The organism is Bradyrhizobium sp. USDA 4353, assembly GCF_054063215.1.
Window position 1 is genome coordinate 1,006,661 of record NZ_JBSSGB010000001.1, and the last position, 24,505, is coordinate 1,031,165.

A 24,505-nucleotide genomic window follows, 5' to 3' on the forward strand; every position below is an offset into this window, starting at 1 on the left:
AGTCGCGTCGATTGGGCTGGCTGAGACATCATGTCCATGAAAGCCTCTCAGATCGCCGCCGCCGTCATCGCGCGCCAGATGTCGGCCAGAGAGGCCGCCGAGCAGTCACTCGCGCATATCGCCGCCGCGAGTGACCTCAACGCCGTGGTCACGGTCGATCCCGAGCAATCACGGTCCGATGCCAAGGCCGTCGACGCGCGCATTGCTGCAGGCGAGACATTGCCGCTTGCCGGCGTCCCCGTCGTGATCAAGGACAACATCTGGGTCGGCGGCTGGCGCATCACGCAGGGTTCGCGAGTGTTTGCCGACTTCGTCGCCCCCGAGGATGCAATTGCAATCGCGCGGCTGCGCCGGGCCGGCGCCGTGATCGTCGGGATCGGCGCGACGTCCGAGTTCGCCTGCAAGGGCGTGACGACATCGCTGCTGTATGGACCGACGCGCCATCCGCTGAATCAGCAGCTCACACCCGGAGGCTCATCGGGCGGCCCGGCGGCAGCGGTTGCGGCGGGCTTGGTGCCGCTCGCGATCGGCACCGACGCCGGGGGATCGAGCCGGCGGCCGCCGGCGCATGTCGGCGTGGTCGGCTTCAAGCCGTCTTATGGGGCGATCCCCTATGGGCCCGGCTTCGCCGAGCCGTTCTGGCGCATCTCGGTGATCGCGCCGATCGCCACCGATGTCGCCGATGCCAGGCTGGCCTTCGATATCATGGCCGGCGCGGATGCCAGAGACCCGGACTCATTTTATTTGCCGTCGGCTGCCGCCGGGGCACCGTTGCGGCTGGCATTCTCGCCGCGGCTTGGGCTCGACGTCGCCGTCGACGACGCGCTGAGCGCCGGCTTGCGGCAGGCGGTCGACCGCCTCCGGGCCAGCGGCTTGCCGATCGAGGACAAGGATCCGGTCTGGCCGGCGGACCTCGCCGAGGACGCGGTGATGCCGCTGCAGCATGGCGGATTGGCCGCGCTCTACGGCAAGGCGTTCCGCGACGATCCCTTGCAATTCGATCCCGATATCGCCAAGCAGATCGAGCGCGGACTTGGCCTGAGCGGCGCCGAGGTCGGCCGCGCGCTAGAGGCGAGCACGCAGATTGCGCGCGCGTTCGCGGCGTTCTTCACGGAGGTCGATGTGCTGTTGGGACCAACGGTGCCGTGCGTCGCCTGGCCGCTCACGCAGCTTGGCCCGTCCCAAATCGGCGGCAAGCCTGCGAGCCCGCGCGCGCATGCGGTGTTCACGCCGTTCGCCAACCATGCGGGGGTGCCGGCGATCTCGATTCCGTGTGGCGTCAACTCACAGGGCTTGCCCTTCGGCCTGCAATTGATCGCCGCACGGGGGCACGATCGCATGCTGCTCGATGTGGCCGCGGAAGCAGAGCGCGCGTTGGCTGGTCGGATTTAGGCAATCCCTCGCACCGCGCGGTGCTCTCACCTCGCCCCGCTTGCGGGGAGAGGTCGGATTGCATCGTCAGATGCAATCCGGGTGAGGGGGGCTCTCCGCGAGTCTGGTGCTCGTGGCTGCCCCTCACCCCAACCCTCTCCCCGTGAAGTACGGGGAGAGGGAGCGCGCTGCCCGTGACGAACGAGACTGGGTCCAACTCACAAGTGGTTACGTCGTCCGCCCTCACCCCTGCTCGAACTTCTTCGCCAGCCTCGCCCGCGTGATGTGGCCGATCTGGTCGATGGCGTTGGCGATTTCGGTGTCCGTGTCGTTGCCGATGCGCCGCTCCATCTCGGCGATCACCGAGGCGCGGTCGGCGTGCAGGGCGAGCGCCACGATCAGCGGCATGGCGAATTTGTCGCGGTAGCGGCGGTTGATGTCGGCGACGCGCTCGAACTCGGTACGCGACAGCGACGTGAAGCCGAGCCGGCCCTGTTCGCCGATGGAGTCGTTCGTCATCTCGCCCGCCAGCGCCTCGCGGCCGGCGAGCTCGGGATGGGCACGGATCAGCTTCAGCTTCTCGTCGCGGCTCATGGCGCGGACAACGTTCATGAGCGTCGTATGCAGCGCATCCGCGGAATCGTCGAACGCCGACAGTCCGGCGTGATAGGCGCGGTCGGCCACTTCAGGCGAATGCTCGAAGATGTCGCCATAGCGCTCGACGAACAGCACGCGCGACATCTGCGACGGCCGCCACACGCCCGTCGGCGGATGCGTGCGGATCCAGTGCCGGGCGATGTCGAGCCGGGTCGCGACCCACACCTTGTCGTGGCTCATGATGTAGTCGAGAAACCGCGCCAGCGCCGCGGCGCGCCCGGGGCGGCCGACGAGACGGCAATGCAGGCCGACGGACATCATTTTCGGACTCTCGGCGCCTTCGGCATAGAGCGTGTCGAAACTGTCCTTGAGATAGGCGAAGAACTGATCGCCGGCGTTGAAACCCTGCGGCGTCGCAAACCGCATATCGTTGGCATCGAGCGTATACGGCACGATCAGCTGCGGACCGTGCGGGCCCTGGATCCAGTACGGCAGCTCATCGGCATAGGAATCGGCGCTGTAGACGAAGCCCTGCTCGTCGAGCACGATGTCGAGCGTATGCTCCGAGGTCCGCCCCTGATAGAAGCCGAGCGGCCGCGTCCCCGTCAGCTCGGTGTGAAGCCGGATCGCCTCCTCGATATGGGCGCGCTCATCGGCTTTCGAAAAATCGCGATAGTCGATCCATTTCAGGCCGTGCGAGGCGATCTCCCAATGGGCCTCCTTCATCGCCGCCACGGCCTCCGGGTTGCGCGCCATCGCGGTGGCGATCGCGAACACCGTGACCGGCAGCTTGCGCGCGGCGAACATGCGCCACAGGCGCCAGAAGCCGGCGCGCGAGCCGAACTCGTAGATCGACTCCATGTTCATGTGGCGCTGGCCCGGCCAGGGCGCCGCACCAACGATCTCGGACAGGAACGCCTCGGAGGCGGCGTCGCCGTGAAGGATGTTGTTCTCGCCACCCTCCTCGTAATTGATCACGAACTGCACGGCGATGCGGGCATCGCCCGGCCAGCGTGGATGCGGTGGCGTGCGGCCATAGCCGACCATGTCGCGCGGATAATCAGCACTCATTCGTCTCAGCTCCCGCGATAGGTCTGGTAGCTCCAGGGCGTCGCGAGCAGCGGCACATGATAGTGCGCGGCGGCGTCGGCGACCGTGAATCGGAGCGGGATCAGGTCGAGGAACAGCGGATCCTCGGCAAGGCCGTGGGCCTTGAAATACGCGCCCATATGGAACGTCAGCAGATAGGTGCCTGCGGTGAACTCGTCGCCCGCCAGCACCGGCGCGTCCGTGCGTCCGTCCGCATTGGTGCGGACCTGCTTGATCCGCCGCCAGGCGCCGCCGGGCCCGAGAATGTCGAGATCGATCGCGACATCGGCGGCCGGCATGCCCCTCACCGTGTCCAAAATATGCGTGCTGAGACGGCCCATCCGTGCTCCCCTGCTGCTGTTGCGCGAAGCCTAGCAGCGCCCGGTTAAAGCTTCGAGGCGTTTTGCCGGTCACCACCAGCCCAATGCGTGGTCACGCCTCGCTCCGTCCGAACCGCTCGACCAGGAAATCGATGAACAGCCGCACCTTCACCGAGAGATGCCGCGTCGGCGGGTAGATCGCATAGAGCGCCAAGGGCGGCGCCTTGTAGTCGGACAGGATCGTGGTCAGCGCGCCGCTCGCGAGCGCCTCGGCCACGATGAAGTGGGGGATCAGCGCGATGCCCTGGCCCTTGGCGGCCACGTCGCGCAGCACTTCGGCATTGTTGACGCACAGGCTCCAGGCCGGTTGGATCCAGTGATCGCCATCGCGGCCGGTGAGCTTCCATTGGTTGCCGGTCAGCAGGAAGCCATAGGTCAGCGAGGTATGCCGGCGCAGATCCTCCGGGCTCTCGGGCGTGCCGTGCCGGGCGAGATAGGCGGGCGCGGCGCAGATGACGCGGTCGACCGGCATGATCCGCCGCGCCACCAGGCTCGACGATTCCAGCTCGGCGATGCGCAAGGTGACGTCGAAGCCGTCCTGGACGGGGTCGAGCAAATCGTCGCTGAGCACGATCTGCAACTGCAGCTCCGGATAGCGCGTCATGAAGTCGGCCACGACAGGCCCGAGCCGCATCGTGCCGAACGACATCGGCGCATTGAGGCGCAGCAGCCCGCGCGGCGCCGCCTGCGACTGGCTGACAGCTTGATCAGCGGCATCAAGGTCCGCGAGGATCGCGACCGCGCGCTCGAAATAGCGCTGGCCCGACTCGGTCGGGCTGGCGTGGCGGGTGGTGCGGACGATCAGTTGTACGCCGAGGCTCTGCTCGAGCTCGCCGATATATTTCGAGATCGCCGAGCGCGACAGCCGCAACTGCCGGCCCGCCTCGGCGAAGCTGCCGCTTTCGACCACCTTCACGAATGCCCGGAGGCTGCTGAGCTTGTCCATGGTCCCCGGATCGCCATTGTCGCCAAATCGTAGACAGAGACGTCACAAGAGCACGGATTGTCTCTAAATCAAAGCAGCCCGATATTGCGTTCAGACATTCAACGGGCCCCGCCGGGCCCCGACACACAGGAGAGCCACATGCCCGGACTGCACCACGTCACCGCGATCGCCGGCGACCCGATCCGCAATTTCGGCTTCTACACCCGCGATCTCGGCCTGCGCTTCGTCAAGAAGACGGTCAATTTCGACGATCCCGGCACCTACCATTTCTATTACGGCGACGAGACCGGCCGCCCCGGCACCATCCTGACGTTCTTCCCCTGGGCCGGCGTGCGGGCAGGCCGCCGCGGCGTCGGCGAGACCCACCAGACCGCGTTCCGGGTGCCGCAGCGCTCGCTCGGATACTGGACGCAGCGCCTGACCGAAAAGGGCATCGCCTATGAGGCGCTGGAAAAGCGTTTTGGCGAATCCGTGCTGCCGTTCACGGATCCCGACGGCATGGCCCTGGCGCTGGTCGGCGTCCCCGGCGCCGAGAACGAGCCCGGCTACAGCAATGGCGACATTCCCGTTGAGCATGCGATCCGCGGCTTCCACGGGGTCACCCTGCTGCTCGACTCCGCGGAGAAGACCGCGGCCGTGCTCACCGACGTGTTCGGCTTCGCGGAAGCCGGTCGCGAAGGCTCGGTGATCCGCTTCAAGGCGCCGGGCGACGCGCAGGGTAGCGTGGTCGACATCTACGAGGCCAAGGGCTTTCTGCGCGGCGCGCAAGGCGCCGGCTCCGTGCACCACATCGCCTTCCGCGCGGCCGACGATGCCGAGCAGGGCGTGATGGCGCAAAAGCTGGTCGATCGCCACGGCCTGCATCCGACCGAGCAGAAGGACCGCAACTACTTCCGCTCGATCTACTTCCGCGAGCCCGGCGGCGTGCTGTTCGAGATCGCGACCGACATTCCGGGCTTCGCGGTCGACGAGCCGGTAGCCGAGCTCGGACGAAACCTGAAACTGCCCGCGTTCCTCGAAACGCATCGCAAGCAGATCGAGGGCGTGCTGCCCAACCTCGAAGAGGTCGCGTCATGACCGAGGCATTGTCCTTCACCCACCGCTTCCAGCCCGGAAGCAAGCCGGGAGCAGCACCGCTGCTGCTCCTGCACGGCACCGGCGGCGACGAGAACGATCTCTTAGCCCTCGGCGCCGCGCTCTCGCCCGGCGCGGCGCTGTTGTCGCCGCGCGGGCAGGTGCTCGAACATGGCATGCCGCGCTTCTTCCGCCGGCTGGCGGAAGGAGTGTTCGACGAGGATGATGTGCGACGGCGCGCATTGGAGCTCGGAGCCTTCATCGGCGAGGCGCGGCAACGCTATGGCATCGACGCGCCGCTCGCGGTCGGCTATTCCAACGGCGCCAACATCGCCGCCGCGCTGCTTCTATTGCAGCCGGAGGCGCTGGCCGGAGCGGTGCTGTTCCGCGCCATGGTGCCGCTCAAGCAACCGCCGGTCGTCAAGCTCGCACGCAAGCCAGTGCTGATCCTGTCGGGTCTGTCCGATCCGATCGTACCTGCCAGCAATTCGGCGCAGCTGTGCAATCAGCTGATCGAGGCCGGCGCTGACGTGACCCACACGACCCTGCCGACAGGGCATCAGCTGTCGCAGGCCGACGTCGCGCTGGCGCGCGACTGGCTCGCCGGACTGCAGCAGACGAAGGCAGCTTGACCGGCATCTGCGCTTGCGGCCCGCGCCGATCCTGATCGAGAATGCTCCCCATGGCATCGGACCGCACCCGCGGCCCGATGCTGAGATTTGGATGGGAGGAATCTGAGCATGGCCGTCGACCAGCTCTTCATCAATGCGCGGCTCGATCGCGGCGTACGCCAGACCATCACGGTCGACAACGGCCGTATCACTGGCCTGCTCGCCGAGACCGAGCGGCCCGAGGCGCGCGAGGTGATCGATCTCGGCGGCGCGCTGGTGGTGCCCGGCTTCGTCGAGGGCCACATCCACCTCGACACCAGCTTCTATGGCGATGCCTGGAAGCCGCATAAGCCCTGCACCAACGGCTTCGACGTGCATGAGCGCGTCACGTTCCAGGCCGAGAACATGGCCGCGGCCGCGCCGATGGACATGCGCGCCCGCAACCAGCTCGACCTCTGCATCGGCCACGGCACCACGCGAATGCGCAGCCATGTCATGGTCGATGGCTCCGTGGGCCTCAAATCCCTCGAGACCATTCTGCGCGTGCGTGAAGAGTACCGCGATTTGATCGAGATCCAGCTCGTCGCCTTCCCGCAGAGCGGCATCCTCAAGAGCCCCGGCACGCCCGAGCTGCTCGACGAGGCGATCAAGCTCGGCGCCGACCTCGTCGGCGGTCTCGATCCGGCGAGCTTCGATCGCGACGCCGAGAAGCACCTCGACGTCGTCTTTGGCGTCGCGCAGAAGCACGGCGTCGACATCGACATTCACCTGCATGATCCTGGCATGCTCGGCCTGTTCGAGCTGGAGCAGATCGCGGCGCGAACGCGCGCGCTCGGCATGCAGGGCCACGTTGCGGTCAGCCATGCTTACGCGCTGGGCGACCTTCCGATGGATGCGCTCAAGACCATTGCCGACGTGCTCGCCACGTCAGGTGTCGCCATCATGACCAACGCCCCGGGCGCGCGGCCCTTCCCGCCGGTCGCCCTGCTGCGCGCCGCCGGCGTGACGGTGTTCAGCGGCAACGACAACATCCGAGATAGCTGGTGGCCCTATGGCGACGGCGACCTTCTGAACCGCGCAATGATGGTCGGCTACCGCTCCGGCTTCTATATCGATGACGACCTGCGCAGCGCTTTCGACCTGGTTACCGGCGCCGGCGCAAAAGCCTTGCGGCTGTCCGACTACGGATTGCAGGTCGGCGCACGCGCCGATTTCGTGACGCTGAACGCCGAGCACGTCCCGGAAGCCGTGGTGGCCGTTCCCAAGGGACGCTCCGTCTACAAGGACGGCCGTCTCGTCGCCCAGGACGGCCGCGTCATCAGAGCAGCGGCGTAGGAAACGTCACTGCGCCTTCTCGGCCAGCGCCTGCAAGCGCGGGGGCTCGGCACGCGACACCGTCGCGGCCTCGATCCACTGCATCACCGCCGACAGCTGACCGCCGGACGCGCGGTACGCCTGCAACTGATAGTCCGCCGAGCTGCCGAACTGCATGATGGTCCGGCAGCGCTCGACCTCGGCACCACAACCCAAGGCCTCCGCATGCGGCGTCACGTCGGCGATCATCTGGTTCAGGATCTCCTGCCCCGTCACCGGGCCATCCTCAGTGACGAACAGGCAATCCGTGCCATAGCGCTGCGCCCGCCATTTGTTCTCGACCGCGATCGCACGCTCGACATTGCCGACGGCATCGGCAAGCTGCGGGTTGAGATCGAGATGGCGCGCCAGGCAGCGATACAGTGACGCCACGGCGACCGCGTCGTCGACCGCGGTGCAGACATCAGGCGCGCGCAACTCCAGGGTCGGATGCCGCAGCGACGGCCGCATCGCCCACCAGACGTGGCTCTCATCCGGCATCACGCCGGACTTCGTGAGTGCCGCGACATAGCGATCATAATCACGCTTGGACGTGAACAGCTCGGGCAATCCCGTGCGCGGCAGCTCGTCATAGGCGGCGAGGCGATAGCCCTTCAGCCCGGTCTCGCGCGAGTTCCAGAACGGCGACGACGCCGACAGCGCAATGAACACCGGGATGTAGGGGATCATCGCCCGCATCACGGCGAAGCGGCGTTCCGGCTCCGGCAGCTGAACATGCACATGCATGCCGCACAGCATGTTGCGCTGGCCGACGAAGCGCAGATCCTCCATCATCTCGGCATAGCGCGGCTTCGGGCTGGGCTGCGAGTTGCGCCACGTCGCCGTCGGATGGGTCGAGCAGGCCAGGATGGTCAGGCCGTATTGAGCCGCGACAGCGGCGACCTCGCGCCGGAGAAATTTGAGCTCCTCGCGGGCATCGCCGACGTCGACATGCACGTTCGTTGCGACCTCGAGCTGGGATTGCAGCATCTCGCGCATCGCCTGCCCGCCGGTCGACCAATTGGCCGCCTCGAACAGATCGTCGGGGGTGCGGATCGCGACATCCAGGGTCCGCGCATCGACCAGGAAATACTCCTCCTCGATGCCGAAGGAATATTCGGTGATGTCCTCGCCCCCCGTCGCCGAGCGGATGACCAGGCGACGTTCGTCATCGCTCAGGCCGAGCCTAAGGCGTTCGAGAATTTTCGGGTCCAATGCCATCGAATCAATCCTGTCAGATTCAAATGCCGTGAGTCTGCAGCCAGGCCTCCAGCAGAGCCGCCTGCCACAGCCGCGAATGACCCTTGGGACTCATCTCGGCTTCAGGGTGTTGCAGCATGTGGTCGACGAAATCGCGCAGATACAGCCCGCGAGAGCGCGCCTTGTCGGCGTTGAGCACGTCGCGCACGTAGTCGAGGAACGGCCCGCGCAAGTACCGCAGAGACGGCACCGGAAAGTAACCCTTCGGGCGATCGATCACCTCGGATGGCACGCAGCGGCGCGCCGCCTCCTTGAGGATATACTTGCCGCCATTCCTGACTTTCAGCTCAGGCGGAATGCGCGCGGCGAGCTCGACCACCTCGTGATCGATGAACGGCACCCGCGCTTCCAGCCCGAACGCCATCGTCATGTTGTCGACCCGCTTCACGGGATCATCGACCATCATGATCTCGGTATCGATCTGCAGCACCTTGTCGACGGCCGATGCGCGATCATGACCGGCGAAAAACCGCTCCACCAGGTCGAGGCTCACATCCTCGCCGATCAGATCCGGCGTCAGCAGCCGCTTGAGATCGGCATGCTGCCAGTCGAAATAGGCGCTCTGATATTGCTGCACGGGATCGTTCGCCGACAGGAAGCCGGGATACCAACTGTAACCGCCGAACACCTCGTCGGCGCCCTGCCCGCTCTGCACCACCTTGACGCGCTTGGCGACCTCGGAGGACAACAGGTAGAACGCGACGGCGTCGTGGCTGACCATCGGCTCGGACATTGCGGCGATCGCATGCGGCAAGGCTTCCAACGCGCGGTTGCCGCCGATCCTGATCTGCTCGTGATTGGTGCCGAACGTGCGTGCGATCACGTCCGAATAGCGGAACTCGTCGCCGCTGTGCTCGCCGACGGCATCGAAGCCGATCGAGAAGGTGCGGATGTCCTCATGTCCCAGCTTGGACAGCAGCGCGACCAGCAGCGATGAATCGAGACCGCCGGACAGCAGAACACCCACCGGCACGTCCGCGACGCGGCGACGATCGACCGCCGCGGTCATCGCGTCCAGCACCGCGTCGGACCATTCCTCGTGACTCATCGCTCGGTCCGTCGGACGTTGCTCGCCGACATTGAAGTGCCAGTAGCGCTCGCGCCGCTGCGTGCCGTCCGGCTCGATGGTGAGCAAGGTCGCGGGCTCGAGCTTCTTCACGCCATTGAGTATCGTGCGTGGCGCCGGGACAGCCGCATGAAAGCTGAAGAAATGGTGCAGCGCCGTCCGGTCCAGCGAGGTATCGACGTCGCCGCCCGCGAGCAGCGCCGGCAGAGACGAGGCAAAGCGGAAGAAGCCCGGCCCTTCGGTGTAGTAGAGCGGCTTGATGCCGAGCCGATCACGCGCCAGCACCACGCGACCGCTGTCGCGCTCCCACAGCGCGAAGGCGAACATGCCCTTGAAGCGCTGCACGCAGGACGTGCCCCAGGCATGGTAGGCCTTGAGGATCACCTCGGTGTCGCCGTCAGAGAAGAAGCGATAGCCTTTCGCCTGCAACTCGGAGCGAAGCTCACGGAAATTGTAGATGCAGCCGTTGAACGCAATGCCGAGCCCGAGCGCCGCATCGATCATCGGCTGCTGCGCGGCAGAAGACAGATCTAGAATGCTGAGACGACGGTGGCCGAGCGCGATGCCGCCTTGGACATAGAGCCCTGCCGCATCGGGACCACGCGCCTGCATGGCATCGTTGACTCGGCCGAGCGCCGCAAGCGCAGGCTGGCCCGAGGACCTGATTTCACCACAAATGCCGCACATCGCGGTTCCGAACGCTCCTGCTGTTCTACGTACCTCCTACAACCCTCTGTGATCGCTTACGTTCCTGGTCAAAAGCCGCTGGCGCCGCAGCAAACAGCGGAACGATCTCGGCCGGTCGCGACGCGCGCGCAACGAGCACGTGATCCGGCGGCACCTCGATCCAGTCCGGCTCCCTGTCGTACGGCTCCGAGACGGCGATGACCTGATCGCCGTCTTCGCGGTAATAGAGCGAGTTGGCGCGATCGTTTTCGGCGAAGCGAAACGCGTAGAGATCGTGACCGTTTGATAATGCCGACGTGAAGCGCAGATGCTCGCGCAAGCCGTCCTCGTTGACGAGCTCGCAGAGCGCACGCATCACCTTGCGCGTCGCGCCGATCGGGTCCTGATCGATGCCCGCGCCGACGATGGCGAGAAAACACCGCCTCGGAATCCGTGGTGCCCAAGCGCGACGGATAGAGCGCATCCGGGATCAGCGCCTCGACCTTGCGGCGCAGCCTGTTCCAGCTGCCGACGAAGCCGTTGTGCATGAACAGCCAGCGCCCGCAGGCGAAGGGATGGCAATTCTGTCGCGTCACCGCCGTGCCCGTCGCCGCACGCACATGGGCGAAGAACAGATGCGAGTGCAGGTGACGGCAGAGATAACGCAAGTTCTCATCCGACCAGGCTGGCCGCGTCTCGCGATACAGCCCCGGCTCCGGATGGTCGCCGTACCAGCCGAGGCCGAAGCCATCGCCATTGGTGCCGGCGGTCGACTCGAGCGCGCGGATGCTTTGGGTGACCAGCGAATGCTCGGGCTCGGTGACATAGTGTTCAAACGCGGTCGTCTCTCCGCGATAGGCGATCCAGCGGCACATGGCGGCGCTCCAATGCGATGGGATGGCTTTGGCGCGAGCGGCTACGCGCAATGCGCGATCGGCTCGCCCAGCCGAACGAAGGTCTCGATCCCGCGCGCGGTGTTGTCGAGCAGATCGCGCGCGGGCATCCAGCGGCCGGGCTCTCCGAACAGCACGACGGCGGAGCCGCCGAAACGGAAGGTCGACTTCTCCTGCCCACGGCTGAAGGGGCGCGCGAACGGATGCTGCTGCACGATCCGCCCGACCGTCAACGCGCCGATCTCGACGAAGCCGACCACCCCGAAATGCGCGGTTCGGAGCAATTGCACGACGCGCTCGTTCTGGAACAAGAGCCCGGGTTGATGCTGAAGCGCGTTGCGGTTGACGGTCCAGAGCCGCCCGCCGATCCGCTGCTGATGAATGGTCTCGCCGTCATCGATATAGTGCAGGTGATGATAGTCGACCGGCGCCAGCCGCGCGCCAATCACCGGGCCTCCTGCGAAGCGCGCGGCGAGCTCGGCATTGCCCAGCAGATGTTCCGGCCGCAACGAAGCGCCCTTGATCGGAAACTCCATGTCAGGACGCAGCTTCTCCCAAGCGAAGTAGCGCGCTTCGGCATACGCGCCCATTTGCTCGGCCCGCTCGGGAAAGCTGCGCATCCCGTCCCGAAACCTGCGCTCGAAGAAGGCGGCATAGGTCCGAAACGGCCCGGGCTCAAACTGCGACATGTCGATGCCGTGCTTGCGGATGAACGGCTCGATCTTGCGCGCACTGAATCGCGTATCCTGATAGGCGGCGATCAGCCAATCGATCGCGGGCTGCGACTGCAGCCATTGCATCCATGACCGGCGTGGCTCGCTCTCATAGGTCGCCGGACTATCGTCCATGAACTCCTGGAACACGCGACCGGACGCTCGGTCACAGACAGGAAGCGGCAGCGGCTTGCTCACGATCACGTCTCCTGCTGAGCTTCGAGGCAACCGGAAACGCCTCGCGCCATTCCAGGTTCCATCACCTCTCGGGAACCGGCACTCATCACGAGATGAGGCGCGCGCCGCGTTGGAACGTCAGGTACTCCCACAGCCAGTTGAGGGCCACCGTGATGCGGTTGCGCAGACCGATCAGGAAGTAGATGTGTACTACGCCCCAGAACGTCCAACCGAGCAGCCCCGTCAGCTTGAGGTGCTTGAGCGACACCACGGCAGACTTTCGCCCGATGGTCGCGAGGTCGCCCTGATGGTGATAGACGAACGGCGACGGACTGCCGATCGTACCGCTCACGTCGCGCGCAATCAGCTCGCCGACATAGCGGCCCATCTGCTTCGCCGCCGGCGCGAGCCCCGGCACCGGCTTGCCGGCGCTTTGGGCTGCGGCGATATCGCCGACGGCGAAGATGTTGGCGTGCGAGGGCACCCGGAGATGATCATCGACGATGATCCGCCCGGCGCGATCGGCCTGTGCGCCGATCCAACTCGCCGCTGGTGTCGCGCGCACGCCGGCGGCCCATAACAGCGAACAGCACGCGATATGGCGGCCGTTCGACAACGTAACGCCATCGCCCGTGCAATCGGTGACGGCTGCGCCGGTGATCACCTCCACATTCATTCGTTGCAGCGCGTTTCGCGTGTAGTCCGACAGTTCGCCTGCAAAGGTCGAGAGCAGCCGCTCGCCGGCCTCGATCAGCACGACCTTGGCTGATTGTGGATCGATGCGCCGAAAGTCACCGGCCAGCACGTTGTGGGCGATGTCCGCGATCGAGCCGGCCATCTCGACGCCGGTCGGGCCACCGCCGACGATGACGAACGTCATCAGCTTGCGACGGAGAGCTTCGTCGTCGGTCCGCTCGGCGCGCTCGAAGCAGGTCAGGAGCTGGCCGCGAATGCGGGTGGCATCCTCGATGGTCTTCAGACCCGGCGCGAAGCGCGCCCATTCCGGATGGTTGAAGTAGGACGTGGTGACGCCGGTCGCGAGGATGAGATAGTCGAAGGGCATCGGCGGCCCTTCCGAGGTGATCACCGCTGACGCGTCGAGGTCGACGCGATCGACCTCTGCCATGATGACGGTGGCATTGGTCTGGTCCGACAGGATCGCGCGGATCGGCCAGGCTACATCCGCTGGCGACAAGGCAGCGGTCGCGACCTGGTACAGCAGAGGCTGGAAGCAGTGATGGTTCTTGCGATCGATCAGCGTGACCGATACGTCCGCTTGCGCCAGCGCGCGGACCGCTTCAAGACCGGCAAAGCCGGCCCCCACCACGACGACTGAGCGTTTCGATGCTGCGTTCGTGTCCATGATCGAAGTTGCTGGCCGCCGGGGCAAAGGCATCCGGCAGCGAAGGGGCTCTGCGCACCGTTAAGACCTGCACTCGCGCGACGTTCCTAAGCACGACGCTGAGGAGAGCCCCTGCGCAAAAATCCGATCATCTCAGCGGATCTCCATCGAGAGCGTAGACAAGTAGGAACGAAGGTTTGCTGCGCCGGTCATTAGCTGACAACTCAAAAGGGAGATTCGTCTTGCAACGCAGATCATTTCTTCTCGCACTGGGCGCCCTCGGCTTGAGCGCAGGCGCCACACAGGCGCGGCCGCGCATGGTCGCCGACTTCCGAACCGCCGATCTCGCGGGGGGCGCGTTCGCGATGACGACGAGTCAGCTCGCCCTGACACGCACCGGCAACCCTGATGTCATCAATTTCGCTAATGCCGAGATCGCCGAGCAGGTGCAGGTCGCCACGGCCCTGGGCGCGGCGCCAGGATCGGCGCCGATGCGCACCGACCATGCCGTTCTGCTTCGTCAGCTCGAAGCCGTGCCCGCGGGCGGCGCATTCGACCGGATGTATGTGCAGGGTCAGATCAGGGGCCATCGCGAGCTTCTTGCGCTCAACAGCGCCTATCTGCGCACTGGCGGCAATCCGCAGGAGCAGCAGGTCGCGCAGATGTCGCTGCCGCTCATCCAGCGTCACCTCGCCATCCTGGACGGACTGCGCGAAATGGCGTAGTTGCGGTCGAGAATGGGCGCCGGCCTATCCGGTCGGGCTTGGATTGGAGTCGCCTGGCTCCGGCAGCATGCCGGTGCCCGGCGTCTTCTCGGAGTCGGTCAGCTCCGGACGTGCATGCGGTCCCGCCGGAGGAAGCGTTTCGTTCGCGGGCTTCCTCGACTCGCTGTCGCTGGCCCGTCTCGGGTCTTTGCCCGCCTCATCGGCCGGCTTCTCGCGATCATGGTCGCTCATCGATTTGCCCTGTCGGCTGGAGTGTTCGCACCGGGCGATCGACTTGTGTCGATACGCGCCGTTCCCGCTCACATCTTGCGCGCCACGAGCTTCATGCGCAGCTCCGAGATCGCCTCGCCGGGATTGAGTCCCTTCGGGCAGGCCTTTGCGCAATTGAGGATGGTGTGGCAGCGATAGAGCCGGAACGGGTCCTCGAGAATATCGAGCCGCTCGCCGGTGGCCTCGTCGCGGCTGTCATTGATCCAGCGTGCCGCCTGGATCAGCGCTGCCGGACCGAGGAAGCGCTGCGAGTTCCACCAATAGCTCGGGCATGACGTCGAGCAGCACGCACACAGGATGCACTCGTAGAGGCCGTTGAGCTTGTCGCGATCTTCCTCGCTCTGCCGCCACTCCTTCTGCGGCGTCGGCGTTTTGGTCTGAAGCCAAGGCTCGATCACCGAAAGCTGCGCGTAGAAATTGGTGAGATCCGGCACGAGATCCTTCACCACCGGCTGGTGCGGCAGCGGCAGCAGCTGCACCGGCCCATCATGGTCGCTCATCGACTTGGTGCAGGCGAGCGTGTTCTGACCGTTGATGTTCATCGAGCACGAGCCGCAGATGCCTTCGCGGCAGGAGCGGCGGAAGGCCAGTGTCGAATCGATGTTGTTCTTGATCCAGATCAGGCCGTCGAGCACCATCGGTCCACAATCCGACGTGTCGACGTGATAGCTGTCGATCTGCGGATTGCCGCCGATATCGGGATTCCAGCGATAGATGCGAAACTCGCGTAGCGTGATGCTCTTCGGCTTGGGCCACGATTTGCCCTCGCGAAGCGCCGAGTTCTTCGGGAGTCGGAATTCAGCCATGACGGAGTCTCGGGCGTTGGAAGATCGTTAGCCGCGACCAACCACCCGATCAGCCGCGCGTTCCTACGCGGCTGAAGCGACAATGTCGCATCATTCCTATTCGCCCATCACTCCCGGGCCTCGCCACGCTCGCGCACCAGCCTGAGCCATGCCGCCGCAGCCGGCGACAGATAGGCCCCCCGCCGCCAGGCCATGGCCAAGGTCCACTCGGTCTCTGGCTCGTCGAGCAGAACGAGACTGATCGGCACCTGCGTGCGCTGGGTGGCGATCATGCGCGGCAGGAACGCGACGCCGAGACCGGCGCCGGCGAGCTCGGCGATGAAGTCGATCTGGGTGCTGCGCGCCGCCACGATCGGCTCAAAGCCGTTGCGCCGGCAGGCCTCGCGAAGGATGCGGTTCAGCGCGAAGCCGGCCTCGAACAGCACGAACGGGGTCTCGCGCAACGCCGCGAGCGTGATGGTCTCATGCCGGGCGAGCGGATGATCGACTGCAATCAGCGCCATCAGCGGCTCCCGACGGACGATTTGCGCGGCGAACTCGTCCGCGATCGGCGGCAGCAGCCCGGCGAAATCGATATCGCCCGCGGCGAGCAGCTCGCTGAGGCGGTCGCTGCCGTGCTCGACCAGCCGGATCTCGATATCGGGATAGAGCTGGCGGTACAGCGCGAACAATGGCGCGAACAGCGTGGCGGATCCGATCGGCGGCAGGCCGAGGCGCAGCACGCCGCGCTTCAGGCCGCGCAACTCCGCCAGCTCCGCCTGCAGGTCGTCACGCTCGGCCAGCAGCCGAATGGCCCGGCGGTAGACGATCTCGCCGGCGGCGGTCATTCGGCTCTTGTGGCCGAGCCGGTCCAGCAGGGGCAGGCCGAGCTCGTCCTCGAGCTGCTTGATCGCCTTGCTGACGGTCGACTGCGTCGCAAAGACCGTCTTGGCGGCCTGCGAGAAGCCGCCCTGGCGAACGACTTCGGTGAAGGTTTTCAGCGCCTTGAGTTCCATAATGGTGAGCAATATTCCATTTTGGACTTGAAGTCATTCAATCAATTCATTTTCTACATGTTGCATTGCGTCATATCCTTGCTGCGCCGGGACGATTTCGGATCAGAGCCATGACGCAGCGCAACATCACCATCCCCCTTCAACGCCTGCTTCGCCGCAGCCGCATGCTTCAGATCGGGCTTTTGGGCCTGTTCTGGGCGACCGGCGAGATCCTGGCGCGGTCCACCGGTCTGCCGCTGCCCGGCGGTATCATCGGCATGGCGCTGGCGCTCCTGCTGTTCCTGGCGGGCGGGCTGAAGGTCGCGAACATGAAGCGCGGCGCCAACTGGATGCTGGCTGAGATGCTGCTGTTCTTCGTGCCGGCGGTGCTCGCGCTGCTCGACCATCGCGAGCTGTTCGGCCTGCTGGGCCTCAAGATCTTCGCCGTCATCATCGTCAGCACCACCGCCGTGATGTGCGTGACCGCGCTCACCGTCGACCTCTGCTATCGCTGGACCGAACGTCATGACGCTGGCAATGCTGTGGCGTGAGCCGCTGGTCCAGGCTGCGGTCTGGTCGCTGGCGACGGTCCTGTTGTATCTGCTTGCCAAGCGCGTGCACCGACGCTGGCCGCGCTGGTGGCTGATGCCGCTCGCGGTGGCGCCGGCGCTTCTGATGATCGCGGCGCTCGCGCTCAACGTCTCCTATCGCGACTACATCCGCGGCACGCATTGGCTGGTGGCGCTGCTCGGTCCGGCCACGGTGGCCTTCGCCGTGCCGATCTATGAGCAGCGCGCGCTGATCCGCCGCCGCTGGCCACTGCTCCTCGCCGGCATGGTCGCCGGCAGCCTCACCGCCGTCGCGACCAGCTGGGCGCTGGCCTATGTGCTCGGCATCGACGGCGAGTTGCGGCTGAGCCTGTTGCCGCGCTCGATGAGCACGCCGTTCGCGATGGAGGTGTCCGGCGAGATCGGCGGCATTCCGGACCTCACTGCGGTGTTCGTCGTGCTCACCGGCATCATCGGAGCCGCGGTCGGCGACATCGTGCTGGCGCGGCTGCCGCTGCGCTCGACGCTCGCCAAGGGCGCGCTGTTCGGCGTCGGCGCGCACGGCGCCGGCACCGCGCGCGCCCACCAGATCGGCCGCGAGGAAGGCGCGATCGCTGGCCTCGTGATGGTGCTGGTCGGCCTGATGAACGTGGCGCTGGCCCCGCTGATCATGCAGCTCATGAAGTAGCTCGCAGCGAGCCGATCCAGTTGCTGATCTCGGCCTGGCGCAGCCCGTCCTTCGCCACGTCCTGATCGAGCCCGAGCCGCCACAGAATGTCGCGCCGGGCACGATCATGGTGGAGCGCGGCGAGATCGGCCGCGTAGCTTTCGAGCTCGGCCATATCGGCGAAGAAGCCCTCTTCCACCAGCGGATGGCCGATGCGCCTGATGACCCAGGCGACGTCTTGCAGGCTGAATTCCGGGTGATATTGCACGCCCCAGAAACGGCCGCGGCCGCTCCTGATCTCGGCCGCCTGCACCTCGCTGAAAGCATTGCGGGCCGTGACCGTCGCATCCGGCGGCAAGGTCGTCACGATGTCGCTATGGATCGCCGGCGCATCGAACACCTCGCCACGCCCCGTATGCAGGGCATGGCCGCGGCCCGCCTCCGTCAGCGCGATCTTGCGCGCGAAGCCGACCTCCCGGCCGGCCGGATTAAGCGACACCTCGCCGCCTGCGGCCACCGTCGCGAGCTGCAGGCCCCAGCACGAGCCGAACATCGGCACGCCCTGGGCGAAGATCGTTCGCACCAGCTCGATCTGGCGCAGCGCCTCGGGCTCACGCTGATAGATGTTGAGCGCCGAGCCGGTGATGACGATGCCCTGATAGGCGTCGATCGGCTGCGGCAACGTCGCATCCGCATCAGCCGGCGTGGCGATGTCGACGATCGCGTCCGGCGCCAGCGCGCGCAGCACGTCGGCATAGCTCTCCGATGGCGTGTGCCCGGCAACCTCCGCCCAGCGCCGGCGTCCGGCCAGCGAGTTGCCTTCGAGGACGAGCAATTTCAGCACCTCATTCTCCGAATTCTCATCGCAACCGTCGCCTTACTGCTGATCAAGGACACCGCGCAGGAAGCGCGCTCCGCTCCCGCACCTCGGTGCGGTTGAGGATGGTGTGAACGTCGGCGTCGATCACCATCACCTCGGCCTTCGGATCATCCTTCAGGGCCGCGGCGCAAGAGCCAGTCACGGCGCGATCCTTGTTCCAGGGATTGGCCGCCGAAAAATACGGGTCGCGCGCCGAGATCGCATTGAGCACCGGCTCCTTCGGGCCAATGCCGAGCCGTGGGGAAGTAACAAAGTAGTTGTCCTCGCAGGACCAGGAATAGATCAGCCGCGCGGCGACGTCCTTGCCGGCGTAGCGGCCGACTGCCACCGCGCCCTCGCTGGTGCCGGCAATGACGACGCGCTGACGGTCGACCCAGCTCCAGTCGCGCGACGCCTTCAGCGCGTTCTCCAGCTCGGCCAGCCGGAGCGCATGGACACGCTCATAGATCGCGACATCGACGGGCGACGTATAGGTCAGCCGGTCCGGGATTGCGAGACTGTCGGGCGCGACCGACGCAACGCTGAGCTCGTCCGCCAACCAGGCCTGAAACTCCTTGATCGCCGGAGCCACGCCGCTCGAGCCGTGCATGACGATGACCAGCGGCACAATGCCGATCACGTCAGGCGCATCCTCGGCATACCCCTCCCAGCGCCGCCCGCCGGCCAGCACCGGCGGCAGCACGAGATTGGCCTTCGCCCAGGTCAGCGCGACGTTCTCAGGCGACGGCTCCAGAATCGACCCCTTGGTGTCCCCGGGCTTGTCGGCAGCGAGGACGGCGGTCGCGAACAGCAGCGTCAAACCAGCCAACAGACAGCGCAACAAGACCATCGCCAGGACCGACCTTTCGCAGCGGACAACACGGCAGCAACTCGCGTGGTTCATCTCACGACGTAGCGATCGGCACAAGCTGGTGGCAATGCTACTTTCCAAGATGAGCTGCCAGGAAATCATGCATCTCCGCGGTCGAGCGCGCCGTCGCATCCGGATCGTATTGCAGCCAGTGGCCAAAGTAGGACCGGCCCGGCCGGGGCGTATCGAAGGAATGATAGGCGCCAGGATAGACCTCGAGCTTCACGGGAGCCCCTTTGTCCGGGCGTAGCGACATCCATTGCTGGCAGTCCTGCGCCGGCGTCCAATCGTCCTTGTCGCCGATCAGGATCAGCGTGGGCACCGCCAGCCATCTCGAGGCGACACCGCATCGGGGATAGTAGGCGACCGCGACCTTGAAGGTCAGGTCCTCGGGCACCTCGTAGATCTTGACATCTCGCACCGAGGCAAGCCGCATCGCAGCGATGCCGCCTTGTGAGGAGCCGACGACGCCGATACGCGCGCGATCGACGAAGGGAAGCGACGCGAGATATGCCATTGCTCCCCAGGCATCGGCTTGACGATCGACCCCGGGACGCGTGCAGGCCTGCGTCAGTCCGCGGGCGCCGAAGCTGTCAACGGCGAGTGCGACGTAGCCCCAGCCGGTCAACAGCCGCGCGAAACGCTGGCGCGTCGGCTGGCTGAGCCCGCCACATCCGTGCAGGTACACGATCGCCGCGAACGGGCCATCGCCTGAAGGTTTTGACAGATATCCGCCGATGGCCTGGCTCGAAGCGCCCACCATCTCGCCGCGCTCCAGGGCCATGCGCTGTTGAAGCTGGCCCATGACGTAGGGCGCGGAGTTGAAGGTGACCGGCTCATCGAAGGTCTGAGCCAGGGCGCGCTGCGGCAGCCAAACCAGCGTGATCAGCAGTGCGACGCTCAACATGAACCGATGCATGGCGCGCGAGCCCTCGTGAGACCGGCGGCAGCATAGGTGCGATGGACGCGAGAATCCATCGGGATCGGCGAGCGCGCAGGCGTCGGGGATCAAGAGCGCCGGCAACGGCCGCGCAAGTGGCGCAAGTGATGGCGTGGGGTCACTGCCGCACACAAGAAGATGCTCGGCAAGCGAGGTGCTGGATTCGTCACATCCAGCGCGCGGCCGCAATCGCGAACGAGATGCAGCCACGGTGGGGCCGAGGACGACGGCAGCATCTCTTGGCGGGGCTCGTCCGCAGGGCTGTGAAGCTCCCGCGGCATCAGCACCATCAGCGTGGCCCTGAGACCTCTCAGGATGACCTTCATGGCGCGAGACCGCCGTGCCGACCGATGCCGGCTCAACGCCAGCGGGCGACCTCGGCGCTGTTCGGTCGCCGCTGTGGTTTCCTCGGCGGGCAGCAGCACGCGAAGCGGCTGCTCCGATGGACCGGTTGCAATCAACATCTTGCGCATGCGTCTCACCTTCGTGTTCTGGCGACCGATGCATCAGCCGCGTTCGATGCGACCATTGCGCCAGGTACGGTGACGGCGAGCTGTTGGCGGATGTCAGCCAGATGTCAGCTCGCCGTCCCACGTGCCTCGCTCCTACTGCCGCGCGCTGCGCGGGGCTTCGCGCTTCAGCTGCTCCAGCGCTTCCGGCATCATGCGGCCGAACATCGAGCTCAGCATCGCCGTCGGGATCAATCCCGAATTGCCGCTCTCCTGCCCCGGCCCGCCGGACATCAGGAATTGCGGCACCAGCGGCTGGTTGATCCGGGTCAGCGCGTCGGCGAATTTCGCGAAGTTCTGCTCGGCCAGCCTGAACTCCGGTCCGCCGTAAGCATCGACCGCGAGCTTGGTCGCTTGCGCGTTGGCTGCACCGACGGCGAGCGCGCGATCCGCCTCGCCCTGGCCCTCCAGCCGCGACTGCTCGCCGACGGCGGCCGCCGTCACCTTGCGCGTCTCGGCATCCTTCTGCGCGCGGGCGAGCGCGGCCGCGCCTTCGTTCTCGTTGACGCGGATCTGGATCAGCGACTGCGTCAGCGCGGCCTGCGCCGCGGCGGTCGCCTTGGCCTCGTTGAGCGTGCGCTCCTGGATCGCGGCCTTCTCCTGCTCCTGGAAGGTCTCGACCTGCTCACGCGCGACCTGGCGCATGCGCAGCTGGATCAGGATGTTCTCGATGGTCTGGTCGCCGGGCGCCGCCCGCGGCGTGCCGATCAGCACCTCCTGCAGCTCGAGCGAATAGCCCTCGAACTTCACCTTCATCTCGGCCGCGGACTCCTCCTGAATGGCGGCGCGGTTCTGCAACAGCTCGATCAGGGTCATCTTCTGCGCAATGTTCTTGAAGAACGCACTGACCATCGGGTCGAGCGTCTGCTCGACCAGCTTCTTCACGTCGCCGAAGCGCTGGATGATCATCGGCGCCTTCTTGTAGTCGATGTGCATCACCACCGAGAGCGGCAAGGTCGGCTCGAACGCGTCCTTGGTGATCAGCGAGATCTCCGACAGGTTTTCGTCGAGCTTCATCGCGCCGACCTCGCCGCGCACCCATTTGAGGATGAAGTTGACGGTCGGGATGATCTCGATCTTGCCGGCATAGGTGTTGAACGCGTATTTGCCAGGCAGCAGCGGATCCTTCCAGACGCCGCGGCCACCGTTCCTGACGAGCTCGCCATGGCGATAGGTCTCGCCCGACACGTCGGCCATGTGCGGGCCGGTGTAGAAGATGACGACGCCGACATTGCCTACGGGGATGATGGTCTTCGGCACGTTCTCGACGGTGGCGAACAGGCGGTTGATGTACCAGGTGCCCTCGACGATGACCTGAAGCTGACGGCCGCGATGGCCGCCGGCGGCGAGGAATTTCTCGGGCTCCTGGAAATTGTTGTGAAAGGTCGCGGCGTCCCGCAGCTCGGTGCCGACCTCGGGCGCGATGATCTCGCCGGGAGGCAGCGACGGGCCGTCATGTACGGTGACGATGCCGACCAGGTCATGATCGGCCGCCAGGATCACGGGCGTGAAGCCCCAGCGCTCGGCGATCGTCAGCTGCATGGCGTCGAGCACGATGCGCTCCTGGTCGCTCAGCGCGTGACCATAGACGCGCTCGTCGGTGATGATGGCGAACTGCGTCGTGTTGATCGCATAGGTGCCCTCGCGCAGGATCTTGCGCTGCGGACCCTTCTGGCCGCCGGCCAAAAGAAAGCGGCGTGCATCCTGGAAGTCGCTCCTGTCCTCGCTGTCGTTGGCGCCCAGCACCTGGGAGGCGCCAAGCGGCGCGCCGTCGCGGGCAAACACATAGGCGATCTTGCCCTGGCCGACCGTCACCAGATCGGAGGTGTGGATTCGGTACATGAAGGGGAAGAACAGGTGCAGGCCGCCGCGCAGCACCTCCGGCTCGAAGCCGGCCTCGCCGTTCAGCGCGATGAAGCCGTCGGCGACGGAGCCGCGGATGCTCCAGAGCTTCTCGACGATGCCGACCTGGTTGTTGGGGATGTAGCGGATGACGTTGGAAAGCTTCAGCAGTGCAAGCAACGCAATGATCGCCCCGGCCGCGAGGGCCGGCTGGATCACAGTGGTGATGTCCATGAGGGGTCTCCAAGTCGCGCATGGCCGGGGCGGCTGCTGCCGCCGCGCTGTCACCGCGCGCGATCATGCCGATCGATGTCGGCGCGCGAGAAACTAGACCTCCTGCGGATTTTTCAAAGACCATCGCCGCCGAAATATTTCGTCTCCCTGGTTTGAACCTGCGTCGCGATGCGGCGACTCAATCGCCTCGCAAACGCCGCTGCACCAGCGCCAGCAACTCGGGGTCGTCGAACGCCGCGGCGGACAGCGCGGCTCCCGCGGCGATCAGATCGTCATGGCCGAGATTGGTCCGCATGCCCACGGTGACGATGCCCGCGGCGGTTGCCGCCGTGATGCCGGCGCGGGAATCCTCGAAGGCGACAGCGCAGTCCGGCGCGGCATCCGCGGCACGCAGCCCTTCGAGATAAGGCAGCGGGTGCGGCTTGCCGTGCGGCAGCTCGTCGCCAATGATGACGGCGCGAAACCGGTCGGCGATGCCGATCCCCTGCAGGATCAGCTCGGCATTGGCGCGCGGCGCGTTGGTCACCGCGACCACCGGCACGGCCGCCGCCGCGGCCTGATCGAGCAGCGCCATCAGGCCCGGCAGCGGCTCGACCTTGCCGGCGGCGAGGCTGCGAAACACCGCCTCCTTTTCCGCCATGATTTCGACGCGCCGCTCGGGCGGCTCATCGGGCAGAAACTCGGCGCCGATCGACGCATTCGAGCGGCCGAGCAGTTCGCGTGCCGCCCGCGGACGGTCGAACACGTGGCCACGAGGCCCGAATACGGCATTGAACGCCTCGATATGCAGCGCATCCGTATCCGCAAGCGTGCCGTCGATGTCGAACAGCAGCACCGGCCGCCTATTAAGAACGCCTCGCATCAGCAAATTGACCTCAAACTCATCCGGATGTTGACGTGATCTGATCCAACTCTCGACCACAGCGGCTGTCGTTATCTCCGAAACGGCGTGAAACCGCGACGGGGGAAATTGCGATGATCGGCCATTTGCAAGCGACGTCCCATTCGAGATCCATCATGACGCTCGGCGCGGCCTCGGCGATGCTCACGGCCATGCTGCTCGCGGCCCCCGGCCCGGCGCAGGCGAGCGAGGACATGGTCAACGGCCAATACTGCAACTCGATGTGCAAGGCCTACATGTCCTGGTCCAATCGCATGTTGGCCATGACCCAGCCGAACTATGCCCGGCCTCAGGTTCGCGTGGCGGTCCCGCACAACCCGACGCCGGAGAAGATGGCCAAGGCGGAATCGAAGACGGAATCCAAAGCGGACAAGGCCGAGCCGCGGGTGACGCAGCATCCCGCCAAGCCGCACCGCCCAGCCAACATGAACTCCTTCGCGCAGCTGCCCGCCGGCGCCCATGCCGGACAGGCCGCCATGGACCCGCCGCAGGGCGACGACAGCTCGGTCGCCTCTGCCGGCGCAGAGATGGGCCGCATGCTGTCGGCCGATCCGCAGCCCGCGGTGGCCGGCCTGCGCGGTAGCACCACCGACGGCGCCGACATGCGGCTGGTCTCGATGCGCGACAGCGGCATGGCGCAGGGCCCGATGACGGTCGGCGAAGCCGGCAGCTCCCGGTCCCGAATGCCGTCGATCTGGATCATGCTCGCTGCCGCGGCGCTGCTGGCGTTTTTCGGCCATGGCTGGCTGAAGCGGCGCACCGAGGCGAACCACGGTCTGAACTGACACCCGACCGACCGGAACGGCCCTCCCGCGATACCC

At 66.0% G+C, this 24,505-nt stretch carries 24 protein-coding genes and 1 pseudogene; 8 read left to right on the forward strand and 17 right to left on the reverse strand.

Annotation, left to right across the window (positions count from 1 at the left end; all coding sequences use genetic code 11):
• Positions 1 to 36: 36 nt before the first annotated feature.
• The gene (locus ACVILH_RS04525; protein WP_456716870.1) at positions 37 to 1,392 is read left to right on the forward strand and encodes an amidase; all 1,356 of its coding nucleotides are present in this window, start codon (positions 37 to 39) and stop codon (positions 1,390 to 1,392) included.
• A gap of 222 nt (positions 1,393 to 1,614) precedes the next feature.
• Here the strand turns inward: ACVILH_RS04525 and puuE are convergent, their stop codons facing one another.
• From puuE to ACVILH_RS04540, 3 genes are all read right to left on the reverse strand, one after another.
• Positions 1,615 to 3,039 (reverse strand): allantoinase PuuE, encoded by a 1,425-nt coding sequence (gene puuE, locus ACVILH_RS04530; protein ID WP_456711820.1) that lies wholly within the window; start codon positions 3,037 to 3,039, stop codon positions 1,615 to 1,617.
• Positions 3,040 to 3,044: 5 nt separating this feature from the next.
• Positions 3,045 to 3,398 carry a hydroxyisourate hydrolase gene (uraH, locus tag ACVILH_RS04535; RefSeq protein WP_456711821.1) on the reverse strand — a complete coding sequence of 118 codons (354 nt, stop codon included), beginning with the start codon at positions 3,396 to 3,398 and terminating at the stop codon, positions 3,045 to 3,047.
• A gap of 91 nt (positions 3,399 to 3,489) precedes the next feature.
• Complete coding sequence (locus ACVILH_RS04540) at positions 3,490 to 4,383, reverse strand: LysR family transcriptional regulator (RefSeq protein WP_456711822.1); 894 nt, start codon at positions 4,381 to 4,383, stop codon at positions 3,490 to 3,492.
• 138 nt (positions 4,384 to 4,521) lie between these two features.
• Between ACVILH_RS04540 and ACVILH_RS04545 the strand changes: the two genes are divergently transcribed.
• The 3 genes from ACVILH_RS04545 (at position 4,522) to ACVILH_RS04555 (ending at position 7,403) form a co-directional block, all read left to right on the forward strand.
• Positions 4,522 to 5,460 (forward strand): ring-cleaving dioxygenase, encoded by a 939-nt coding sequence (locus tag ACVILH_RS04545; RefSeq protein ID WP_456711823.1) that lies wholly within the window; start codon positions 4,522 to 4,524, stop codon positions 5,458 to 5,460.
• On the forward strand, positions 5,457 to 6,089 hold the full coding sequence (locus tag ACVILH_RS04550) for an alpha/beta hydrolase (RefSeq protein ID WP_456711824.1): 633 nt from the start codon (positions 5,457 to 5,459) through the stop codon (positions 6,087 to 6,089). Before ACVILH_RS04545 ends, ACVILH_RS04550 begins: the two co-directional genes overlap by 4 nt.
• Before the next feature lie 108 nt (positions 6,090 to 6,197).
• Positions 6,198 to 7,403, forward strand: coding sequence for an amidohydrolase family protein (locus ACVILH_RS04555; protein ID WP_456711825.1), 1,206 nt, complete (start codon positions 6,198 to 6,200; stop codon positions 7,401 to 7,403).
• Positions 7,404 to 7,409: 6 nt separating this feature from the next.
• On the opposite strand, the gene ACVILH_RS04560 is transcribed toward ACVILH_RS04555, so the two are convergent.
• From ACVILH_RS04560 to ACVILH_RS04580, 5 genes are all read right to left on the reverse strand, one after another.
• Entirely contained in the window at positions 7,410 to 8,642 is a 1,233-nt protein-coding gene (locus tag ACVILH_RS04560) for a carboxylate-amine ligase (RefSeq protein WP_456711826.1), read from the reverse strand.
• 19 nt (positions 8,643 to 8,661) lie between these two features.
• Entirely contained in the window at positions 8,662 to 10,434 is a 1,773-nt protein-coding gene (locus ACVILH_RS04565) for an N-acetylglutaminylglutamine amidotransferase (RefSeq protein WP_456711827.1), read from the reverse strand.
• A gap of 68 nt (positions 10,435 to 10,502) precedes the next feature.
• Positions 10,503 to 11,288: a class II glutamine amidotransferase gene (locus tag ACVILH_RS04570; RefSeq protein WP_456711828.1), complete on the reverse strand. Its 786-nt coding sequence runs from the start codon at positions 11,286 to 11,288 to the stop codon at positions 10,503 to 10,505.
• A gap of 41 nt (positions 11,289 to 11,329) precedes the next feature.
• Positions 11,330 to 12,217: a phosphatidylserine decarboxylase gene (locus tag ACVILH_RS04575; protein WP_456711829.1), complete on the reverse strand. Its 888-nt coding sequence runs from the start codon at positions 12,215 to 12,217 to the stop codon at positions 11,330 to 11,332.
• 85 nt (positions 12,218 to 12,302) lie between these two features.
• The gene (locus tag ACVILH_RS04580; protein WP_456711830.1) at positions 12,303 to 13,559 is read right to left on the reverse strand and encodes an NAD(P)/FAD-dependent oxidoreductase; all 1,257 of its coding nucleotides are present in this window, start codon (positions 13,557 to 13,559) and stop codon (positions 12,303 to 12,305) included.
• A 176-nt stretch (positions 13,560 to 13,735) separates the two neighbouring features.
• Here ACVILH_RS04580 and ACVILH_RS04585 point away from each other — a divergent pair, with 176 nt between their 5' ends.
• Positions 13,736 to 14,263, forward strand: a complete 528-nt coding sequence (locus ACVILH_RS04585; protein ID WP_456711831.1) for a DUF4142 domain-containing protein — start codon at positions 13,736 to 13,738, stop codon at positions 14,261 to 14,263.
• A gap of 24 nt (positions 14,264 to 14,287) precedes the next feature.
• Here ACVILH_RS04585 and ACVILH_RS04590 read toward each other — a convergent pair whose 3' ends face one another.
• The 3 genes from ACVILH_RS04590 to ACVILH_RS04600 form a co-directional block, all read right to left on the reverse strand.
• Positions 14,288 to 14,494, reverse strand: a complete 207-nt coding sequence (locus ACVILH_RS04590; RefSeq protein WP_456711832.1) for a hypothetical protein — start codon at positions 14,492 to 14,494, stop codon at positions 14,288 to 14,290.
• A gap of 68 nt (positions 14,495 to 14,562) precedes the next feature.
• Complete coding sequence (locus ACVILH_RS04595; protein WP_456711833.1) at positions 14,563 to 15,339, reverse strand: succinate dehydrogenase iron-sulfur subunit; 777 nt, start codon at positions 15,337 to 15,339, stop codon at positions 14,563 to 14,565.
• A gap of 107 nt (positions 15,340 to 15,446) precedes the next feature.
• Complete coding sequence (locus ACVILH_RS04600; RefSeq protein WP_456711834.1) at positions 15,447 to 16,334, reverse strand: LysR family transcriptional regulator; 888 nt, start codon at positions 16,332 to 16,334, stop codon at positions 15,447 to 15,449.
• A 110-nt stretch (positions 16,335 to 16,444) separates the two neighbouring features.
• Between ACVILH_RS04600 and ACVILH_RS04605 the strand changes: the two genes are divergently transcribed.
• Entirely contained in the window at positions 16,445 to 16,864 is a 420-nt protein-coding gene (locus ACVILH_RS04605) for a CidA/LrgA family protein (RefSeq protein ID WP_456711835.1), read from the forward strand.
• Positions 16,839 to 17,549 (forward strand): LrgB family protein, encoded by a 711-nt coding sequence (locus ACVILH_RS04610; RefSeq protein WP_456711836.1) that lies wholly within the window; start codon positions 16,839 to 16,841, stop codon positions 17,547 to 17,549. Before ACVILH_RS04605 ends, ACVILH_RS04610 begins: the two co-directional genes overlap by 26 nt.
• On the opposite strand, the gene ACVILH_RS04615 is transcribed toward ACVILH_RS04610, so the two are convergent.
• The 6 genes and pseudogenes from ACVILH_RS04615 to ACVILH_RS04640 form a co-directional block, all read right to left on the reverse strand.
• On the reverse strand, positions 17,539 to 18,372 hold the full coding sequence (locus ACVILH_RS04615; protein WP_456711837.1) for a type 1 glutamine amidotransferase: 834 nt from the start codon (positions 18,370 to 18,372) through the stop codon (positions 17,539 to 17,541). The two genes, ACVILH_RS04610 and ACVILH_RS04615, sit on opposite strands and share 11 nt — an antisense overlap.
• 33 nt (positions 18,373 to 18,405) lie before the next feature.
• A pseudogene (locus ACVILH_RS04620) lies at positions 18,406 to 19,237 on the reverse strand (hypothetical protein).
• Positions 19,238 to 19,328: 91 nt separating this feature from the next.
• Entirely contained in the window at positions 19,329 to 20,165 is an 837-nt protein-coding gene (locus ACVILH_RS04625; protein WP_456711838.1) for a dienelactone hydrolase family protein, read from the reverse strand.
• 101 nt (positions 20,166 to 20,266) lie between these two features.
• Complete coding sequence (locus ACVILH_RS04630; protein ID WP_456711839.1) at positions 20,267 to 20,671, reverse strand: hypothetical protein; 405 nt, start codon at positions 20,669 to 20,671, stop codon at positions 20,267 to 20,269.
• Between the two features lie 132 nt (positions 20,672 to 20,803).
• Positions 20,804 to 22,783: an SPFH domain-containing protein gene (locus ACVILH_RS04635; protein ID WP_456711840.1), complete on the reverse strand. Its 1,980-nt coding sequence runs from the start codon at positions 22,781 to 22,783 to the stop codon at positions 20,804 to 20,806.
• Positions 22,784 to 22,961: 178 nt separating this feature from the next.
• On the reverse strand, positions 22,962 to 23,651 hold the full coding sequence (locus ACVILH_RS04640) for an HAD family hydrolase (RefSeq protein WP_456711841.1): 690 nt from the start codon (positions 23,649 to 23,651) through the stop codon (positions 22,962 to 22,964).
• 149 nt (positions 23,652 to 23,800) lie between these two features.
• Between ACVILH_RS04640 and ACVILH_RS04645 the strand changes: the two genes are divergently transcribed.
• The gene (locus tag ACVILH_RS04645) at positions 23,801 to 24,469 is read left to right on the forward strand and encodes a hypothetical protein (protein WP_456711842.1); all 669 of its coding nucleotides are present in this window, start codon (positions 23,801 to 23,803) and stop codon (positions 24,467 to 24,469) included.
• Positions 24,470 to 24,505: the final 36 nt, after the last annotated feature.

Coding starts and splice junctions, on each gene's coding strand:
- ACVILH_RS04635 (WP_456711840.1), bottom strand. CDS start 22,783: ATGGACATCACCACTGTGATCCAGCCGGCCCTCGCGGCCGGGGCGATC.
- ACVILH_RS04565 (WP_456711827.1), bottom strand. CDS start 10,434: ATGTGCGGCATTTGTGGTGAAATCAGGTCCTCGGGCCAGCCTGCGCTT.
- ACVILH_RS04625 (WP_456711838.1), bottom strand. CDS start 20,165: ATGTTGAGCGTCGCACTGCTGATCACGCTGGTTTGGCTGCCGCAGCGC.
- ACVILH_RS04580 (WP_456711830.1), bottom strand. CDS start 13,559: ATGGACACGAACGCAGCATCGAAACGCTCAGTCGTCGTGGTGGGGGCC.
- ACVILH_RS04545 (WP_456711823.1), top strand. CDS start 4,522: ATGCCCGGACTGCACCACGTCACCGCGATCGCCGGCGACCCGATCCGC.
- ACVILH_RS04595 (WP_456711833.1), bottom strand. CDS start 15,339: ATGGCTGAATTCCGACTCCCGAAGAACTCGGCGCTTCGCGAGGGCAAA.
- ACVILH_RS04630 (WP_456711839.1), bottom strand. CDS start 20,671: ATGCGCAAGATGTTGATTGCAACCGGTCCATCGGAGCAGCCGCTTCGC.
- uraH (WP_456711821.1), bottom strand. CDS start 3,398: ATGGGCCGTCTCAGCACGCATATTTTGGACACGGTGAGGGGCATGCCG.
- ACVILH_RS04610 (WP_456711836.1), top strand. CDS start 16,839: ATGACGCTGGCAATGCTGTGGCGTGAGCCGCTGGTCCAGGCTGCGGTC.
- ACVILH_RS04590 (WP_456711832.1), bottom strand. CDS start 14,494: ATGAGCGACCATGATCGCGAGAAGCCGGCCGATGAGGCGGGCAAAGAC.
- puuE (WP_456711820.1), bottom strand. CDS start 3,039: ATGAGTGCTGATTATCCGCGCGACATGGTCGGCTATGGCCGCACGCCA.
- ACVILH_RS04555 (WP_456711825.1), top strand. CDS start 6,198: ATGGCCGTCGACCAGCTCTTCATCAATGCGCGGCTCGATCGCGGCGTA.
- ACVILH_RS04560 (WP_456711826.1), bottom strand. CDS start 8,642: ATGGCATTGGACCCGAAAATTCTCGAACGCCTTAGGCTCGGCCTGAGC.
- ACVILH_RS04540 (WP_456711822.1), bottom strand. CDS start 4,383: ATGGACAAGCTCAGCAGCCTCCGGGCATTCGTGAAGGTGGTCGAAAGC.
- ACVILH_RS04645 (WP_456711842.1), top strand. CDS start 23,801: ATGACGCTCGGCGCGGCCTCGGCGATGCTCACGGCCATGCTGCTCGCG.
- ACVILH_RS04600 (WP_456711834.1), bottom strand. CDS start 16,334: ATGGAACTCAAGGCGCTGAAAACCTTCACCGAAGTCGTTCGCCAGGGC.
- ACVILH_RS04570 (WP_456711828.1), bottom strand. CDS start 11,288: ATGTGCCGCTGGATCGCCTATCGCGGAGAGACGACCGCGTTTGAACAC.
- ACVILH_RS04525 (WP_456716870.1), top strand. CDS start 37: ATGAAAGCCTCTCAGATCGCCGCCGCCGTCATCGCGCGCCAGATGTCG.
- ACVILH_RS04605 (WP_456711835.1), top strand. CDS start 16,445: ATGACGCAGCGCAACATCACCATCCCCCTTCAACGCCTGCTTCGCCGC.
- ACVILH_RS04550 (WP_456711824.1), top strand. CDS start 5,457: ATGACCGAGGCATTGTCCTTCACCCACCGCTTCCAGCCCGGAAGCAAG.